General features: G+C 54.3%; 15 protein-coding genes. All 15 read left to right on the top strand.

Features of this window, described 5'->3' with window-relative positions:
• Positions 1-59: 59 nt before the first annotated feature.
• The 15 genes from rlmN (at position 60) to C8C98_RS01960 (ending at position 16,036) form a co-directional block, all read left to right on the top strand.
• Positions 60-1,181, top strand: coding sequence for a 23S rRNA (adenine(2503)-C(2))-methyltransferase RlmN (gene rlmN, locus C8C98_RS02030; RefSeq protein ID WP_121455960.1), 1,122 nt, complete (start codon positions 60-62; stop codon positions 1,179-1,181).
• Between the two features lie 26 nt (positions 1,182-1,207).
• Positions 1,208-2,041, top strand: coding sequence for a type IV pilus biogenesis/stability protein PilW (gene pilW / locus C8C98_RS02025; protein WP_099741745.1), 834 nt, complete (start codon positions 1,208-1,210; stop codon positions 2,039-2,041).
• Positions 2,034-2,945, top strand: coding sequence for a RodZ domain-containing protein (locus C8C98_RS02020; RefSeq protein WP_121452922.1), 912 nt, complete (start codon positions 2,034-2,036; stop codon positions 2,943-2,945). Before pilW ends, C8C98_RS02020 begins: the two co-directional genes overlap by 8 nt.
• Positions 2,945-4,222 carry a flavodoxin-dependent (E)-4-hydroxy-3-methylbut-2-enyl-diphosphate synthase gene (ispG, locus tag C8C98_RS02015; protein ID WP_121452921.1) on the top strand — a complete coding sequence of 426 codons (1,278 nt, stop codon included), beginning with the start codon at positions 2,945-2,947 and terminating at the stop codon, positions 4,220-4,222. The genes C8C98_RS02020 and ispG overlap by 1 nt, the downstream gene beginning before the upstream one ends.
• A gap of 127 nt (positions 4,223-4,349) precedes the next feature.
• Entirely contained in the window at positions 4,350-5,621 is a 1,272-nt protein-coding gene (hisS, locus tag C8C98_RS02010; RefSeq protein WP_233574640.1) for a histidine--tRNA ligase, read from the top strand.
• Positions 5,622-5,638: 17 nt separating this feature from the next.
• Positions 5,639-6,325 carry a tetratricopeptide repeat protein gene (locus tag C8C98_RS02005; RefSeq protein ID WP_121452919.1) on the top strand — a complete coding sequence of 229 codons (687 nt, stop codon included), beginning with the start codon at positions 5,639-5,641 and terminating at the stop codon, positions 6,323-6,325.
• A gap of 92 nt (positions 6,326-6,417) precedes the next feature.
• The gene (bamB, locus tag C8C98_RS02000) at positions 6,418-7,491 is read left to right on the top strand and encodes an outer membrane protein assembly factor BamB (RefSeq protein WP_233574639.1); all 1,074 of its coding nucleotides are present in this window, start codon (positions 6,418-6,420) and stop codon (positions 7,489-7,491) included.
• A 16-nt stretch (positions 7,492-7,507) separates the two neighbouring features.
• Positions 7,508-8,854: a ribosome biogenesis GTPase Der gene (gene der, locus C8C98_RS01995; protein ID WP_121452917.1), complete on the top strand. Its 1,347-nt coding sequence runs from the start codon at positions 7,508-7,510 to the stop codon at positions 8,852-8,854.
• 156 nt (positions 8,855-9,010) lie between these two features.
• Entirely contained in the window at positions 9,011-9,262 is a 252-nt protein-coding gene (gene hfq / locus C8C98_RS01990; protein ID WP_121455959.1) for an RNA chaperone Hfq, read from the top strand.
• A gap of 76 nt (positions 9,263-9,338) precedes the next feature.
• Positions 9,339-10,499 carry a GTPase HflX gene (hflX, locus tag C8C98_RS01985; protein ID WP_121452916.1) on the top strand — a complete coding sequence of 387 codons (1,161 nt, stop codon included), beginning with the start codon at positions 9,339-9,341 and terminating at the stop codon, positions 10,497-10,499.
• Between the two features lie 53 nt (positions 10,500-10,552).
• Positions 10,553-11,887, top strand: a complete 1,335-nt coding sequence (gene hflK / locus C8C98_RS01980) for an FtsH protease activity modulator HflK (RefSeq protein WP_121455958.1) — start codon at positions 10,553-10,555, stop codon at positions 11,885-11,887.
• 9 nt (positions 11,888-11,896) lie between these two features.
• Positions 11,897-12,802: a protease modulator HflC gene (gene hflC / locus C8C98_RS01975; RefSeq protein ID WP_121452915.1), complete on the top strand. Its 906-nt coding sequence runs from the start codon at positions 11,897-11,899 to the stop codon at positions 12,800-12,802.
• Between the two features lie 140 nt (positions 12,803-12,942).
• Positions 12,943-14,091 (top strand): ATP phosphoribosyltransferase regulatory subunit, encoded by a 1,149-nt coding sequence (locus tag C8C98_RS01970; RefSeq protein ID WP_121452914.1) that lies wholly within the window; start codon positions 12,943-12,945, stop codon positions 14,089-14,091.
• Between the two features lie 27 nt (positions 14,092-14,118).
• Positions 14,119-15,495 carry an adenylosuccinate synthase gene (locus C8C98_RS01965; RefSeq protein WP_121452913.1) on the top strand — a complete coding sequence of 459 codons (1,377 nt, stop codon included), beginning with the start codon at positions 14,119-14,121 and terminating at the stop codon, positions 15,493-15,495.
• 16 nt (positions 15,496-15,511) lie between these two features.
• On the top strand, positions 15,512-16,036 hold the full coding sequence (locus C8C98_RS01960) for a phosphoribosyltransferase (RefSeq protein ID WP_099658737.1): 525 nt from the start codon (positions 15,512-15,514) through the stop codon (positions 16,034-16,036).
• The last annotated feature ends 329 nt before the right edge of the window (positions 16,037-16,365 follow it).

Genomic DNA, 16,365 nt, shown 5'->3' with positions numbered 1-16,365 from the left:
TGTGTGGGGTGTATGTGCCATGGGGACAGCTGCGAGCGGTCTCGCGCAAGGCTGCCGCAATGACCACCAACCTCCTTGAATTTGACCTGGATGCGCTGATCGCTTTCTGTGAGCGATTGGGCGAAAAGCGTTTTCGCGCGACCCAGTTATTTCGTTGGATTCACCAGCGCGGGGCCAGCGATTTCGATGCCATGAGCGATTTGGCCAAGGCATTGAGAGAAAAGCTCAAAGGCTGCGCGCACATCGAAGCGTTACCCGTCATCAGTGAGCATGTGTCTGCGGATGGCACCGTCAAATGGCTTTTTGACGTGGGCGATGGAAACGCGGTGGAGTCGGTCTTTATCCCCGAGGATGATCGAGGCACCTTGTGCATTTCATCCCAGGCAGGTTGTGCCGTGGGGTGTCGCTTTTGCTCCACGGGTCACCAAGGTTTCAGTCGCAATCTCACTTCGGGTGAGATCGTTGCGCAACTGTGGTTTGCCGAGCATGCGCTGCGTGCCCGGTTGAATACCTCTGACCGGGTGATTTCCAATGTTGTGATGATGGGCATGGGTGAGCCCTTGCAGAACTACTCTGCGTTGGTTCCGGCTTTGCGCGTCATGCTGGACGACCATGGGTATGGGCTGTCCAGGCGGCGGGTGACGGTTTCTACATCAGGCGTTGTTCCGATGATGGATCGGTTGGCCCAAGACTGCCCTGTGGCGCTGGCGGTTTCGCTGCATGCCCCGAATGATGCCCTGCGTGACAACTTGGTCCCGCTCAATCGCAAATATCCCATCCATGAATTGCTGGATGCCTGTCAGCGTTATTTGGAGCATGCTCCACGTGATTTCATCACCTTCGAATATTGCATGCTGGATGGCGTCAATGACCAAGCTGAGCATGCACGGCAGTTGATTGAGCTGGTTCAACCCGCGCGTGGTCGCGGTGTTCGATGCAAGTTCAATCTGATTCCATTTAATCCATTTCCGGCATCGGGTTTGATGCGATCGCCGCAGAATCAGGTGCTCGCTTTTGCCAAATTGCTCAGCGATGCGGGTATTGTCACGACAGTTCGCAAAACGCGCGGTGATGATATCGATGCGGCTTGCGGGCAGTTGGCTGGAGATGTTAAGGACAGAACGCGCGCCGCAGAGCGCATGGCTAAACAACGCACCATTGTGCTGAAGCCGATAGCTTGATTCACTGACACAAAGAGGGGCGTTGTATGGTGAGATTGGTTGGGCGTATTCGAATCTATTGCCGTGGGGCGCTTTGGGTATTGGGTGTAGCAAGCACGGGTTTTCTGCTTCCTGGTTGCGCGACAAATGGTGGTGTGCAGGCCTCTGACACCAATTCCAGTGTGGTGACGCCTTCTGACGAGTCAGAGGTGCGTCGGCGTGCCCGCATCCGGCTTGAGTTGGCGGCCAAGTATTTTGAGAACGGACAGGCCAGCGTCGCGTTGGATGAGGTCAAGCAGGCACTCGCAACCGATCCCACCTATGTAGATGCCCTCAATATGCGTGGGTTGATTTACATGCAGTTGAATGATGTAGCCCAAGCGGAGGACAGCTTCCGTCGTGCGATTTCCATGCGTTCTACGGACTCGAATCTGCTGCACAACTATGGCTGGTTGCTTTGTCAGCAAAGAAAGTATGCAGAAGCAGATCAGCAGTTCGATAGAGCGTTGGCGAACCCTGCTTACGTAGCCAGAAGCAAAACCTTGATGGGCAAGGGGCTGTGCCAGTCGAGTTCTGGAAAGTTAGAGGATGCCGAGCAGTCCTTGCTCAAGTCATACCAACTGGATGCCGCTAATCCGGTGGTGAGTTATCACCTTGCTTCGCTGCTGTTTCGCCGCCAAGAACTGACGCGTGCGCAGTTTTACATTCGGCGATTGAACAACAGCGGCATGGCCAACTCCGAGTCCCTTTGGTTGGGAATTAAGGTCGAGAAGGCGCTGGGCGACAACGTAGCAATGCTTCAGTTGGCTGACCAACTGCGTAAGCGCTTTCCAGAGTCTGCTGAAATGGGTGCGTACCAGCGTGGAGCCTTCAATGAGTGAGTCCACGGTTGCCCTGGCATCGGCTCAAGACGGTGCAACTCAGCCCACTGCGGGTGAAATTTTGCGCAGTGCCCGTGAAGCTGCGGGTGTCCACATTGAGGCGTTGGCAGTGGCTCTGAAGGTGCCTGTCAGTAAGCTGGAAGCGTTGGAGTCCAATCGGCTTGAGTTGCTCCCCGATACCGTATTTATGCGGGCTTTGGCTTCCAGTGTATGCCGGACACTCAAGCTGGATCCTGCGCAAGTCTTGTCTCTTCTGCCTCAGTCAAAAAATCCGCGCTTGATTCCTGAGCGATCCGATATCAACACACCCGTGAAAAGTGTGGCAGGCAAGACTTTTGTTTCCAACGGTGGTTCGAGGCATTCGTCGTGGTTGATGTTCGGTGTGTTCGTGCTTTTGATTGGAGCTGCTGCCGTTTTTTATTGGCCTGCTGGCTTTCAGCCTTGGAATTCCAGACCACTCTCCTTGGTGGGGAGCGCAGCTGTTCCCACCTCGGGCCAAGAGGCGTCGGCTTCAAAGACTGAGGAGATCGTTGCCGTTGTTCAGCCGCCGGTGGCTGCAGAGCCAGCGCCTGCTGCCAGCAGTACGGCTGCCTTAGTGCCCGTAGCCCCTTCTCCTGCCGTCGCTCAACCCGCTTCTGCTGCGTTGCCTGCGATCGCTGATACGTCTGCTGCATTGTTGATGTTGCGCGCGCGTGGGGACTCTTGGGTTCAAGTGCGTGATGCAACAGGGCGCGTGGTTTTCGAGAAAAAGTTAGCGTCAGGCGACGCCGCACCAGTGTCGGGGGTTTTGCCCTTGAGCGTGGTTGTGGGGCGTGCCGATGTGACCGACGTCTTTGTTCGTGGCAAGCCCCTGGAGCTGAATGCTGTGTCGCGTGAGAACGTCGCGCGCTTCGAGGTGAAATAGTGAGCAACTTCACAAACGTTTCTGGCCCCATTCCGTTGGTATCTCCTGCGGTGCGTAAATCTCGCCAAGCGCGAGTTGTTTGGGGTGATCGTGTCGTCACGGTGGGTGGTGGCGCTTTGGTACGCGTCCAGTCGATGACCAACACTGATACCGTCGACGCTATCGGCACCGCGATTCAAGTCAAAGAGCTTGCCCAGGCTGGCTCTGAGTTTGTACGTATCACGGTCAACACGCCCGAAGCCGCAGCGGCCGTTCCGTACATTCGTGAGCAACTGGATCGTATGGGTGAGAACGTTCCGCTTGTTGGTGATTTTCACTACAACGGGCACACACTCCTCACGCAGTTTCCTGCTTGCGCAGAGGCTTTGTCTAAGTACCGGATCAACCCTGGAAATGTAGGCAAGGGTGAGAAGCGTGATCGCCAGTTTGGTCAGATGATTGAAGCTGCGATGCGTTGGAATAAGCCTATTCGCATCGGCGTCAACTGGGGGAGTCTGGATCAGGAGCTACTGGCGAGTTTGATGGATGTGAATAGCCGCCGTAGCCAGCCTTGGGATGCCCGTCAAGTTATGTACGAGGCGCTCATTTCCTCGGCCATTGAATCTGCGCACCGCGCAGAGGAAATGGGGATGGACGGCAACCAGATCATTTTGTCGTGCAAGGTGAGCGGTGTGCAGGACCTCATCGGTGTGTACCGTGAGTTGGCTCGCCGGTGTGACTACGCATTGCACCTGGGGCTGACAGAGGCAGGTATGGGAACCAAAGGCACTGTGGCGTCTGCTGCAGCTCTTTCGGTGCTTTTGCAAGAAGGGATAGGCGACACGATTCGCGTGTCCCTGACGCCCCAGCCTGGTGAGTCTCGGAATCAGGAAGTCGTGGTTGCTTCCGAGATTTTGCAGGCCCTGGGTTTGCGCGTATTTGTCCCTAGTGTGACGGCTTGCCCTGGCTGTGGGAGAACCACCAGCACGACCTTTCAAGAGCTTGCCAAGCAGATTGATGACTTCTTGCGCTCACAGATGCCGGTGTGGCGTGTCAAGTACCCCGGCGTTGAGGGACTGCGTGTAGCTGTCATGGGCTGCATCGTGAATGGGCCTGGGGAGAGCAAGCACGCGGATATCGGTATCAGTTTGCCTGGCACGGGTGAGTCGCCTGCGGCCCCTGTGTTTATCGATGGAGAAAAGGCCCTGACTTTGCGTGGCGAGAACATTGCCGCCGAATTCCACCAGATCGTTGAAAGCTACATTGAACGCCGATTCGGCGGCGTGGGTGCTGCCTAGTCATCTCTCGATGAGGTGAGCGTTTTTTCGCACCCTTGGAATTTCAGATTTTTAGAAAAGCAAAGCTGTGAGCACAGACAAAGTCGTAACCGCTTCAAAGGCGGAAAAAGTGACCTCGGTGAAGGGGATGAACGATATCTTGCCCCCAGACTCCGCCCGTTGGGAGTGGCTGGAGGGTAAGGTTCGCGCGCTGATGGATCGCTACTCCTACCGCAATATTCGCACTCCCATTGTGGAGCCGACGGCGTTATTTGTGCGCGGCTTGGGCGAGGTGACGGATATCGTGGAAAAAGAGATGTATTCGTTTGAAGATCGTCTCAACGGTGAGCATTTGAGCTTGCGCCCAGAAGCCACTGCTGGCGTTGTTCGGGCTGTCTCTGAAAATTCAATGCTCTACGACGGTGGGAAACGGCTTTATTACATGGGGCCTATGTTTCGCCACGAACGGCCGCAGCGCGGAAGGTATCGCCAGTTTCACCAGATCGGTGCCGAAGCGCTTGGCTTTCCAGGGGCAGAGGTGGATGCGGAGCTGATACTTCTGGCCAATTCTTTGTGGCGCGAGCTGGGGCTGCAAGGCGTGCGTCTGGAGTTGAATAGCTTGGGTCAGCCTCAGGAGCGGCAAGCCCACCGGGCCGCGTTGATTGCGTACTTGGAGCAACACCGCGAATCCCTTGACGAAGAGGCCCGTCGCCGACTCCATAGCAATCCGCTGCGCATCCTGGACACTAAGAACCCAGGGCTGCAGGCCATTGTGAATGCGGCGCCGAGATTGATCGATTTCTTGGGTCCAGAGTCACTGGCCCACTTTGACAGGGTCAAGGCGATTTTGGATGCGAATGGTGTGGCATGGACCCTCAATCCGAGGCTGGTCCGTGGCATGGACTATTACAACCTCACTGTTTTTGAGTTTGTGACGGACCAGCTTGGGTCTCAGGGCACTATCTGTGGTGGCGGGCGCTATGACTATTTGATGGAGCAAGTGGGCGGGAAGGCCGCACCAGCCGTAGGCTGGGCTTTAGGGGTTGAGCGTGTGTTGGAGTTGTTGAAAGAGCAGGAAAAGGCCTTTATTTCACTAGCTCCCGATGTGTATGCCGTGGTTCCCAGTATCTCGTCCCTCCCTGTGGCAATGAGGACGATAGAGCAACTCCGTGCTTTGGGTCTCTCTATTCAGATGCACGCATCGGCATCTGCTGATGGCTCGATGGGTAGCATGAAATCGCAATTCAAGCGGGCCGATGGCAGTGGCGCTGCGTATGCGCTCGTTTTTGGTGATGAAGAGCTAACGCGTGGCGTCGTATCCATCAAGTCACTTCGCGATGGGGTGGGGGCCCAGGTCGAGCAATCATTGGAAACCGTTTCTCTTTGGGCTGGCAACCTACAATCGCGCCCAACCAACTGAACTGACGTAAAGCATTCATGGCAAATCACTTAGATCTGGAAGAACAAGAACAGCTTGATCAGCTCAAGCATTTCTGGAATACCTGGGGTACACCTATTTCGGCAGTCTTGCTGGTGGTGATGGGGGGGCTGGCGGCGTGGAATGGGTACCAATATTGGCAAAATCGACAAGCCTCTCAAGCGGCTGCTTTGTTGGATGCCGTGGAGGTTGCCGCTCAAGCAAAAGATCAATCACGCGTGGAGCAGGCGTTTACCGATATCAAGGCGAAGTACTCTGGTACGCCACAGGCCGATATGGCGGGTTTTGCTTTGGCAAAGACGATGCAGGAAGCTGGCGACCTGGATGCTGCTAAATCCGCGCTTGGCTGGGTGGCCGAGCAATCTACGGACGCAGGGTACAAGGCCATTGCCAAGCTGCGGTTGTCCAGTGTGCTGATGGAGCAAAAGCAGTTTGATGCGGCTTTGCAGCAATTGCAGGGTAGTTTTCCACCTGAGTTTGAGGGCATCGCAGCCGACCGCAAAGGTGATGTTCTGATGTTGCTTGATCGGCGGTCAGATGCTGTGGTTGAGTACGGTCGGGCCTACAAGGCACTGGATGAAACCATTGAATACCGGCGCATGGTTGAAGTCAAACTGAATGGGCTGGGTGTCGATCCTCAAAGCACGTCCTCTGGTGCGGTTGCTTCGCCGGATGTAAAGAAATGAAATCAATAGCTTCCATATCTTCACTTCGTCCGTCCAGATGGTGTACGCGAGTTGCTCCTCTGGTGATCGCAATCGCTTTGAGCGGCTGCTCCATGTGGGGTGGAAGCAAAGCTGTCGCCCCTGATTTAGGGGAAAACATCCCGGTTCTGGGTGTCCGTCAGGCTTGGAGTTCCAAGGTTGGCGCTTCGTCAGGCGCAGCGTTGGATGTCCGTGTTCAGGACTATCGGGTGACGATTGCTTCGTCCGAAGGGGGGCTGGTTGCGATTGATGCCCGAACCGGTGGTGATTTGTGGCGTGCAAGTCTTGGGGAGCCTTTGTCGGCAGGCGTTGGTAGTGACGCTCGATATACGGCTGTGGTCTCTCGATCCAACGCTCTGATCGTGCTGGACCAGGGTAAAGAGGCGTGGCGTCAAAGTCTTGCTTCGCAGGTATTTACGGCACCTTTGGTTGCTGGTGGCCGCGTATTCGTCTTGGCCGCAGATCGTTCGGTTTCCGCGTTTGATTTGAATACGGGGCGAAAGCTCTGGAACCAGGCACGGTCCGGAGGCGAAGCCTTGGTCTTACGGCAAGGTGGCGTGATAGCTGCTGTGGGTGATACCTTGGTAGTTGGTATGTCAGGTCGGCTGGTCGGATTGAACCCTGACACCGGGACGGTCCGTTGGGAGGTTCCCTTGGCCAGTCCACGTGGAATCAATGACGTTGAGCGTTTGGTAGAGTTGGTGGGGCGCGTCAGCCGTGTGGGGGATTCGGTTTGTGTACGTGCATTCCAAGCCTCTGTGGGCTGTGTGAATGTGGTCCGAGATCGGGCCAATGTTGTTTGGTCTCTGCAGGCCAGTGGCTCTGAAGGTGTTCACGGGGACTCTGAAGCCATCTATGGGACTGAGAGCAATGGACATGTGATTGCTTGGCGCCGCGATGATGGAACACGCTTGTGGTCTTCTGATCGACTCAGGTTGCGAAAGTTGACAGCACCCTTGGTCTTGGGGCGGTCTGTGGTCTTGGGTGATGAGTCCGGCTGGATCCACTTTTTGTCGCGCGCCGATGGTGCTCCTTTGAATCGCGTCATGACTGATTCCTCAGGCATGGTTGCGGCCCCAGTGGTTGCTGCAGATACTTTGGTTGTTGTAACGCGAAGTGGCGGCGTGTACGGCTTCCGTCCAGATTGATAGTGATAGGTATTGAATGAAGCCAGTTATTGCCCTTGTCGGGCGCCCAAATGTTGGGAAGTCAACACTTTTCAACCGTTTAACCAAATCGCGGGACGCCATCGTTGCTGATTTTGCGGGTCTCACGCGTGATCGTCACTATGGCAATGGGCGGCAGGGCAAGCACGAGTACATCGTGGTGGACACTGGTGGATTCGAGCCAGATGCTTCTGCGGGAATTTACCGCGAGATGGCCAAACAGACCCAGCAAGCGGTTGCCGAAGCTGATGTGGTTTTGTTCATCGTGGATGCTCGCGCTGGTGTTTCCGCACAAGACCATGACATTGCCAAATACCTGCGACGCCTGAGTAAGCCCTGCCTGCTTGTGGCTAACAAGGCCGAAGGTATGGTGGAGGGGGTTCAGCTTGCAGAGTTCTATGAGTTGGGTTTGGGGGCTGTGGTCCCTGCATCTGCGGCCCATGGCCAAGGGATTCGCGGCATCTTCGATGCCGCGTTTGCTCTTCTCAACATTCCCGACCTTGATGATGAGGCAGTTTCGGAAACTCCCTCTGATGTCATCAAGCTGGCGGTAGCAGGGCGGCCTAATGTCGGGAAATCGACGCTGATCAATACTTGGCTGGGTGAGGAGCGCTTGGTCGCTTTTGACATGCCGGGCACCACGCGAGACGCGATTTCTGTGCCGTTTGAGAAAAATGGTCAAAAATTTGAGTTGATTGATACGGCGGGCTTGCGACGCAAGGGGCAGGTCTTTGAGGCGATCGAAAAATTTTCAGTGGTCAAGACCCTGCAGGCGATTGAGTCCTCCAACGTCGTCTTGCTGCTCTTGGATGCGACCCAGGGAGTGACAGATCAAGATGCTCACATCGCTGGGTACATTCTTGAGAGTGGGCGGGCTGTTGTGATAGCCGTGAACAAATGGGATGCTGTGGATGATTACCAGCGTCAACTGCTTGAGCGTTCTATCGAGTCTCGGCTGTCATTTTTGAAATTTGCATCTTTGCACTACATCTCTGCGAAGAAGAGGCAGGGCCTTGGTCCGTTGTGGACATCCATTGCGCAGGCCCACAAGGCAGCAAACTGCAAAATGCCTACGCCTGTCTTGACGAGGTTGCTGTTGGAGGCCGTGCAGTTTCAAAGCCCTCAGCGATCAGGCATGTTCAGGCCCAAGCTGCGTTATGCCCACCAGGGTGGTATGAACCCACCGGTGATCGTGATCCACGGTAACTCACTGGAACATGTGACGGCGGCGTATAAGCGGTTTCTGGAAGGTCGTTTTCGCAAAGAGTTTGAACTGGTCGGTACGCCACTGAGAATCGAGATGAAAACGTCTCACAATCCCTTCAAGGACGGCGAGAGCTCGTAGCTTGGCGGCTTAGTTGGTTTGAAAAGCGCTTGAACCAATGGTTCGGCGGGTTGACTATCCGTCGAGCCCAAAGGGCAATGCATCATTTCACCTGGCAGCTATCCTTGGTGTGGTATGGTGCTGCTTTACAACAACATTTTGAACACGGAGCATATCGTGAGCAATAAAGGTCAACTTCTTCAAGATCCATTCCTGAATGCACTGCGGCGTGAACACGTTCCAGTGTCCATTTACTTGGTGAATGGAATCAAGTTACAAGGTCAAATTGAGTCTTTTGATCAGTACGTCGTTTTGCTGCGTAACACTGTCACCCAGATGGTCTACAAGCACGCTATCTCCACGATCGTTCCTGGGCGTGCTGTGAGTTTTTCGACCGCAGAGTCATCGGACACGGACGCTGGTGCTTAGGCCTCACACTCATCACTGCGCTAAACTCTCTTTTGCTTGTGGCATATCTCATTAAGAGCGTGCCGAGGTCTGCACAATGAAGCCCCAAACGACACCCCCAGTCATCTTGGTTGGTGTTGATATGGGGCTTCCTCATTTTGATGCTGCGCTGGAAGAGTTAGGTTTGCTTGCTCAAACGGCGGGGTTGAACCCTGTTGCGCGCGTGACCTGCAAGCGCAGGGCTCCGGATGCCGCCTTGTTCGTTGGTAGTGGCAAGGCTGATGAGATCAGAATGCTGGCGCAAATGCACGGCGCCGTCGAGGTACTCTTTGACCAGTCTCTAAGTCCTGCGCAGCAGCGCAACCTTGAGCGGCACCTGGAGCTTCCTGTCAACGACCGTACTCTGCTCATTCTGGAGATTTTTGCGCAACGTGCCCGCAGTCACGAAGGCAAGTTGCAGGTGGAACTTGCCAAACTGCAGTATTTGAGTACGCGTTTAGTGCGCAGGTGGTCCCACTTGGAGCGGCAGCGCGGTGGTATCGGTACGCGTGGAGGCCCTGGGGAAACGCAGATTGAACTCGACCGGCGCATGATTGGTGATGCTATCAAGCGGACCAAGGAGCGGTTGCTCAAGGTCAAGCGCCAGCGTTCTACGCAGCGCAAGCAGCGTGAGCGGCGTGACGCGTTCACTATCTCACTGGTTGGTTACACGAATGCAGGCAAATCGACTTTGTTCAATGCCTTGGTCAAGGCGCGTGCCTATGCTGCTGATCAGCTGTTTGCGACCTTGGACACCACAACGCGGCAGCTGTACCTTGCTGACGCTGGCCGCTCAATCTCTTTGTCTGATACGGTTGGATTCATTCGTGATCTTCCGCACGGACTTGTCGATGCGTTTCAGGCTACCTTGCAAGAGGCTGTGGATGCTGATTTGTTGCTCCATGTTGTGGATGCGGCCAACCCTGCTTTTCCAGAGCAAATTCAGCAAGTGCAGCGTGTGTTGACCGAAATTGGCGCGGACCGAATTCCTCAGATTTTAGTATTCAACAAGTCTGATGCTTTGGCTGAGCCGTCTCATCCTCTTGTGTCAAAAGATACTTACGACTTGAATGGCATTTTGTGCACGCGGGTTTTTGTAAGTGCCTTGACGGGGATGGGTGTCGGTGCGCTGAGGGAAATACTCTCTGAGATCGTTTCGCGTGAAGCCGCAGAGATGTCCCCAGCTGATGGGGCTGAATTTTCAGAGCTTTCGGCTTGATTGGGCACAATGCTGTTCTGATCGTTACCTATAGAGACCAAGAGATTTTGCGCATGAATTTTCAAAATCGCGATTCGCGCTTAGCTGCGTTGCAGAGGTTGGCATCAGGGGTTTTTAATTTGAACGACCCTCGATGGGGGCGGGGCGAAGATAAGCCAGATGAAGTTCGCCAACCCGGGGACAAGACACCCAGTCCAAGAGACCGTGGCCAGGCGGCAGGCGGCGGGCATTCCTCCGACCTGGATGAACTCTGGCGAGATCTCAACCGCAAGTTGAGTGGCCTCTTTGGTGGAGGCTCCGGTGGCGGGGCTCCTAAAGGTGGGCAGCCTGACATGCGCAATGCGGGTGTTGGCATCGCCCTGATTGGGGGGATTGCCTTGGCGGTGTGGATGGCCTCGGGGTTTTTTATCGTTAAAGAAGGTCAGCAGGCCGTCATCACCCAGTTTGGAAAGTACAAATCAACTGTAGGGGCTGGTTTCAACTGGCGATTGCCCTATCCAATCGAGCGCCATGAGCTGGTGTTCGTGACTCAAATTCGTTCTGCGGATGTCGGCAGGGATTCGATTGTCAAGAGTACTGGGCTTCGTGAATCAGCGATGTTGACCGAGGATGAAAACATCGTCGAAATCAAGTTCGCTGTGCAGTACCGATTGAGCGATGCCAGAGCTTGGTTGTTTGAGAGCAAAAATCCCTCTGACGCTGTAGTCCAGGCTGCAGAAACTGCGGTGCGTGAGGTTGTTGGCAAGATGCGAATGGATACGGCGTTATCTGAGGAGCGAGACCAGATCGCTCCTCGGGTGCGTCAACTTATGCAGACCATCCTGGATCGGTATAAGGTGGGTGTTGAGGTTGTCGGCATCAATTTGCAACAGGGTGGGGTTCGGCCTCCTGAACAGGTACAAGCCTCGTTCGATGATGTCTTGAAGGCGGGGCAAGAGCGTGAACGCGCAAAAAATGAAGCGCAGGCCTATGCCAATGACGTTATTCCGCGAGCGGTTGGTGCGGCGTCTCGGCTTGCTGAAGAGTCTTCTGCATACAAGGCAAGAATCGTTGCCCAAGCCCAAGGTGATGCGCAGCGGTTTTCTTCGATTTTGACGGAGTACCAAAAGGCGCCTCAGATCACCCGGGATCGCATGTATCTTGATGCGATGCAGCAAATTTATGGAAGTGTGACCAAGGTGATTGTGGAGTCTCGCCAAGGTTCAAACCTGTTGTATATGCCCTTGGACAAAATCATGCAAAGTGCTGCTGGGGCTCCGGGAGCTGCTTTGGTTGAGTCTGCTTCCGGCGCTTCGGGGAACGTTGTTCCGCAAGCCTCTTCAAACTCGGCGCCTGTTGACGTCAGGGGGCGTGACAGTGGTCGTAGCCGTGAGCGCGAAGTTCGCTAGGAGAGTTTTGTGAATCGAATTGGATTTATTGCTACAACTTTTTTGGTTGTGCTTGCCTTGATGAGTTCTATGTTCTTTGTGGTCGATCAGCGCCAGTTTGGCGTCGTTTACGCGCTAGGACAAATCAAAGAGGTCATCACCGAACCCGGTTTGAACTTCAAGTTACCGCCGCCTTTTCAGAATGTTTCTTACATTGACAAGCGGCTTCTGACGCTGGACAGCAAAGACACGGAGCCTATGCTTACGGCCGAAAAGCAGCGGGTCGTGATTGATTGGTATGTGCGCTGGCGCATTTCGGAACCTGCCCAATACATCCGCAATGTCGGTCTTGATGAGGAGGCTGGCGCCGCTCAACTGAATCGCGTTGTTCGGAATGCTTTCCAGGAAGAAATCAATAAACGCACGGTCAAGGAGCTCCTCTCTCTGAAGCGAGAAGCCGTCATGGAAGACGTCAAGCGAGAGGTGTTGGGTGCCGTGCGTGGCGCAAAGCCTTGGGGTGTCGATGTCGTTGATGTCCGCATCACTCGGGTCGATTATGTGGAAGCTATCACAGAATCTGTGTACCGTCGCATGGAGGCGGAGCGTAAGCGGGTTGCCAACGAGTTGCGCTCAACAGGTGCTGCTGAAGGTGAAAAAATTCGCGCCGATGCGGATCGTCAGCGCGAGGTTGCGATTGCAAATGCAAATCGAGATGCTCAAAGAGCCAAGGGTGAGGGGGATGCCGAGGCTGCTCGCATCTATGCTGAAGCTTTTGGTCGCGATGCGCAGTTTGCACATTTTTATCGTAGCTTGGAGGCCTATAAGGCGACTTTGAGCAAGAAATCTGATCTGGTTGTTGTGGATCCATCGACATCAGATTTTTTCAGGGTCTTTCGCGATGGGCAGGGTGCTGGCAGTACCTCGGCTCGTCGCTAGTTGCTTGCGTGACCGCATGATTCTTCCGAGTCGATCTGTTTGAAGTTTTTGCATGTTGATTGGCATGAACCTGTAGGGATTGCTGGCCGTTGTTCGCTCACCCGGTAGAATTGCGGTTTTAACAGCATCCCTCTTTCTACATGTCCGCTTGGATCCTCCCGGATCACGTTGCCGATGTTCTGCCCTCAGAGGCTCGACACATCGAAGAGTTGCGCCGAGGCATGCTCGATACTGCGCGCAGCTATGGGTACGAATTGGTCATTCCGCCCATGTTGGAACACTTGGATTCTTTGTTAACGGGTGCGGGTGAAGCATTGAGTTTGCAAACGTTCAAGTTGGTCGATCAGTTGTCTGGCCGCTCTATGGGTTTGCGTGCTGACACCACACAACAGGTGGCACGGATTGACGCCCATCTGCTCAATCGCCCAGGCGTGACTCGGCTTTGTTACTGCGGGCCCGTTTTGCATACGCGACCCGATAAGCCGCATGCGACGAGAGAGCCGCTCCAGTTTGGAGCTGAAATTTATGGCCATGCAGGGCTGGAGGCTGATATTGAGGCTTTGACTCTGGCTGTTGAGTGCTTGCATCGGGCTGGCATTGCCAAAATGACGATTGATCTTGCAGATGTTCGTATCGTTCGTTGTCTGCTTGCAGGCTTGCCAGTAAGTCCGTCTGTATTGCGAGATTTGCATGGAGCATTGGCTCGCAAGGACTTGACGGAAATTGACCATCTTTCGGAATCCTTTCCAAAGGCAAGCCGGGATGGGCTCATGGCCCTGCCGGGACTTTTTGGCGATGCGTCGGTTTTAGATAAGGCCCAGCGCGTGTTGGGTTGCTTCCCGGGGGTTGCTGACTTGGTTGATGAGTTGAAGCGTTTGGCTTCGGCATTCAGCGATCAGACCGTTACCTTCGACTTGGCGGACTTGCGTGGATATTCGTATTACAGCGGCGTTCGTTTCGCTGTGTTCGCTCCAGGCGCCCCTGACGCTATGGCCCGCGGTGGCCGATATGACGAGGTCGGTGCTGCGTTTGGGCGTAACCGACCTGCTGCGGGCTTCAGTCTGGATATCAAGCAGATTGTGGGCGTCGTTCCTGCTAGATCTCTTCAGACAGCAATACGCGCTCCTTGGGTGGATTGTGTGGCCGTCAAACAGGCGGTTATCGCATTGCGCAGTCAGGGTGAAACTGTTGTCTGTGTACTACCAGGGCATGAGAGTGATGCTGATGAATTCAACTTTGACCGAGAGTTGGTTGAAATTTCCGGTCGTTGGACTGTTCGTGCAATCTAAGATTTTGAAAATTGAATTGGGTTTGAGATGAAAGCAACCAAAGGTCGTAACGTCGTCGTAGTTGGTACCCAATGGGGTGACGAGGGCAAGGGCAAGCTCGTTGATTGGCTTACCGAGAGTGCTCAAGGTGTGGTCCGCTTTCAAGGTGGACACAATGCTGGTCATACATTGGTGATCAACGGAGTGAAGACGGCTTTGCACCTTATCCCCAGCGGCATCATGCGGCCTGGGGTCAGGTGTTACGTCGGCAATGGTGTAGTGGTGTCAGCTGCCAAATTGTTTGAGGAAATTGAAGGTCTTGAACGTGCAGGTGTTGAAGTCCGCTCTCGTTTGCGTGTGAGTGAAGCGTGTCCTCTGATTCTCCCTTTTCATGCTGCATTGGATGTGGCTCGTGAGGCAGTACGTGAGCAGGGTGGGGTGGAAAAAATTGGAACGACTGGTCGCGGTATCGGCCCTGCATACGAGGACAAGATTGCCCGTCGTGCCTTGCGTGTCCAAGATCTGAAGTACCCAGATCGTTTTGCCGCGAAGCTCAAGGAATTGTTGGCCCTCCACAACCATGTGCTAACGACCTATCTGGGCTCTGTCAAGTTCGTGTTCGGGGAGTCACTTGCTCCGTATCTCAAGAATGGAGAAGTCCAATTTGATCCGGTCTACTCAGAAGCAATGCGGCATGCCGAGTTGTTGCGTCCCATGATGGCGGACGTGTCGTGCGAGTTGAATGCTGCGCATGGTCAGGGGAGCAATCTGTTGTTCGAAGGTGCGCAGGGTACGTTGCTTGATGTTGATCACGGTACCTATCCCTATGTGACTTCTAGCAACTGTGTTGCTGGCAATGCTGCTGCGGGTGCAGGGGTTGGACCGGGAATGCTTCACTACATTTTGGGGATTACCAAGGCTTATTGCACGCGTGTCGGCGGCGGCCCTTTCCCCACGGAGTTGGATTGGGAGGTTCCAGGAACTCCTGGATATCACATGAGCACGATTGGCGCTGAAAAGGGCGTGACGACTGGTCGAAGCCGCCGTTGCGGTTGGTTTGATGCGGCGTTGCTGAAGCGCAGTGCCCAAGTGAATGGTTTGAGTGGTTTGTGCATTACAAAGCTAGACGTCTTGGATGGCTTGACCGAGTTGCAGCTGTGTGTCGGTTACGAGCTTGATGGCGAGCGTGTTGATCTGCTCCCCATGGGTGCAGATGATATTGCCCGCTGCGTTCCTATCTACGAAAGCGTCCCCGGTTGGACTGACTCAACAGTGGGCGTGACGGAGTATGCAAAGTTGCCAGCGAATGCGCGGCGCTATTTGGAGCGCATAGAGGAGGTTACTGGCGTCCCGATTGCGATGATTTCGACCAGTCCGGACCGTGATCACACGATCCTGATGCGTCACCCCTATGCAATGAACTGACGCTTGGAGCAAGATGATGCTGACAGAAGATGGCAAGCACCTATACGTAAGCTACGATGAGTACCATAGTCTGATTGAAAAATTGGCACTCAAGGTGCATCAATCTGGCTGGGAATTTGACACGATTCTTTGTTTGGCACGAGGTGGTTTGAGGCCTGGAGACATTCTCAGTCGAATTTTCTCGAAGCCGCTGGCGATCATGTCCACGAGTTCATACCGAGCTGAAGCGGGCACTGTTCAAGGTCATTTGGACATCGCGCGCTTCATCACGACACCCAAAGGTGAAATTGCTGGGCGAGTGCTGTTGGTGGATGACTTGGCCGATTCGGGTCACACGCTCAGGGCGGTGCTTGATATGTTGAGAACAAACTATGCGCCAATCACAGAGCTTCGTAGTGCTGTGATTTGGACAAAGGGAGTGTCTTCTTTCACTCCTGACTATTCGGTTGAGTTCTTGCCCTCAAACCCCTGGATACATCAGCCTTTTGAGGGCTACGACAGTTTGGGACCCGATAGACTGTTGGAAAAGTGGAAGCTTTGAGGTTTGGGGGGCCAAAGTAGTGCTATGATCGAGGGCTTCGCTACTGAGACGGTTTAGATTGTTGGGGTAGCGAAGGGGTTGCAGAAAGTTAGGTTTTTGTTGTCGGCGGGTTAAAAACTGTTGTACAATTTAAGGCTGCGCTAAATGCAGTAGTTGTTCTGAAAAGAGTAATTGCTGCAAACTGCAAAGACCCCAAAGTTTGACAGGACTTTAAAAACTGTGCTAGAATTCGAGGCTCAGCTGATTGCAGCTAAGTCGGGAAAGCAAAGAAAACTTCGGTTGATTTGTGATCCGGTTCATTAAAAATATACAGCCGATAAGCGTGGGCG

Origin of the sequence: Acidovorax sp. 106, from assembly GCF_003663825.1 — a bacterium.
In the GTDB taxonomy this organism is placed as follows: Bacteria; Pseudomonadota; Gammaproteobacteria; order Burkholderiales; family Burkholderiaceae_C; genus Acidovorax.
This window is presented reverse-complemented; position numbering and strand designations above follow the sequence as displayed.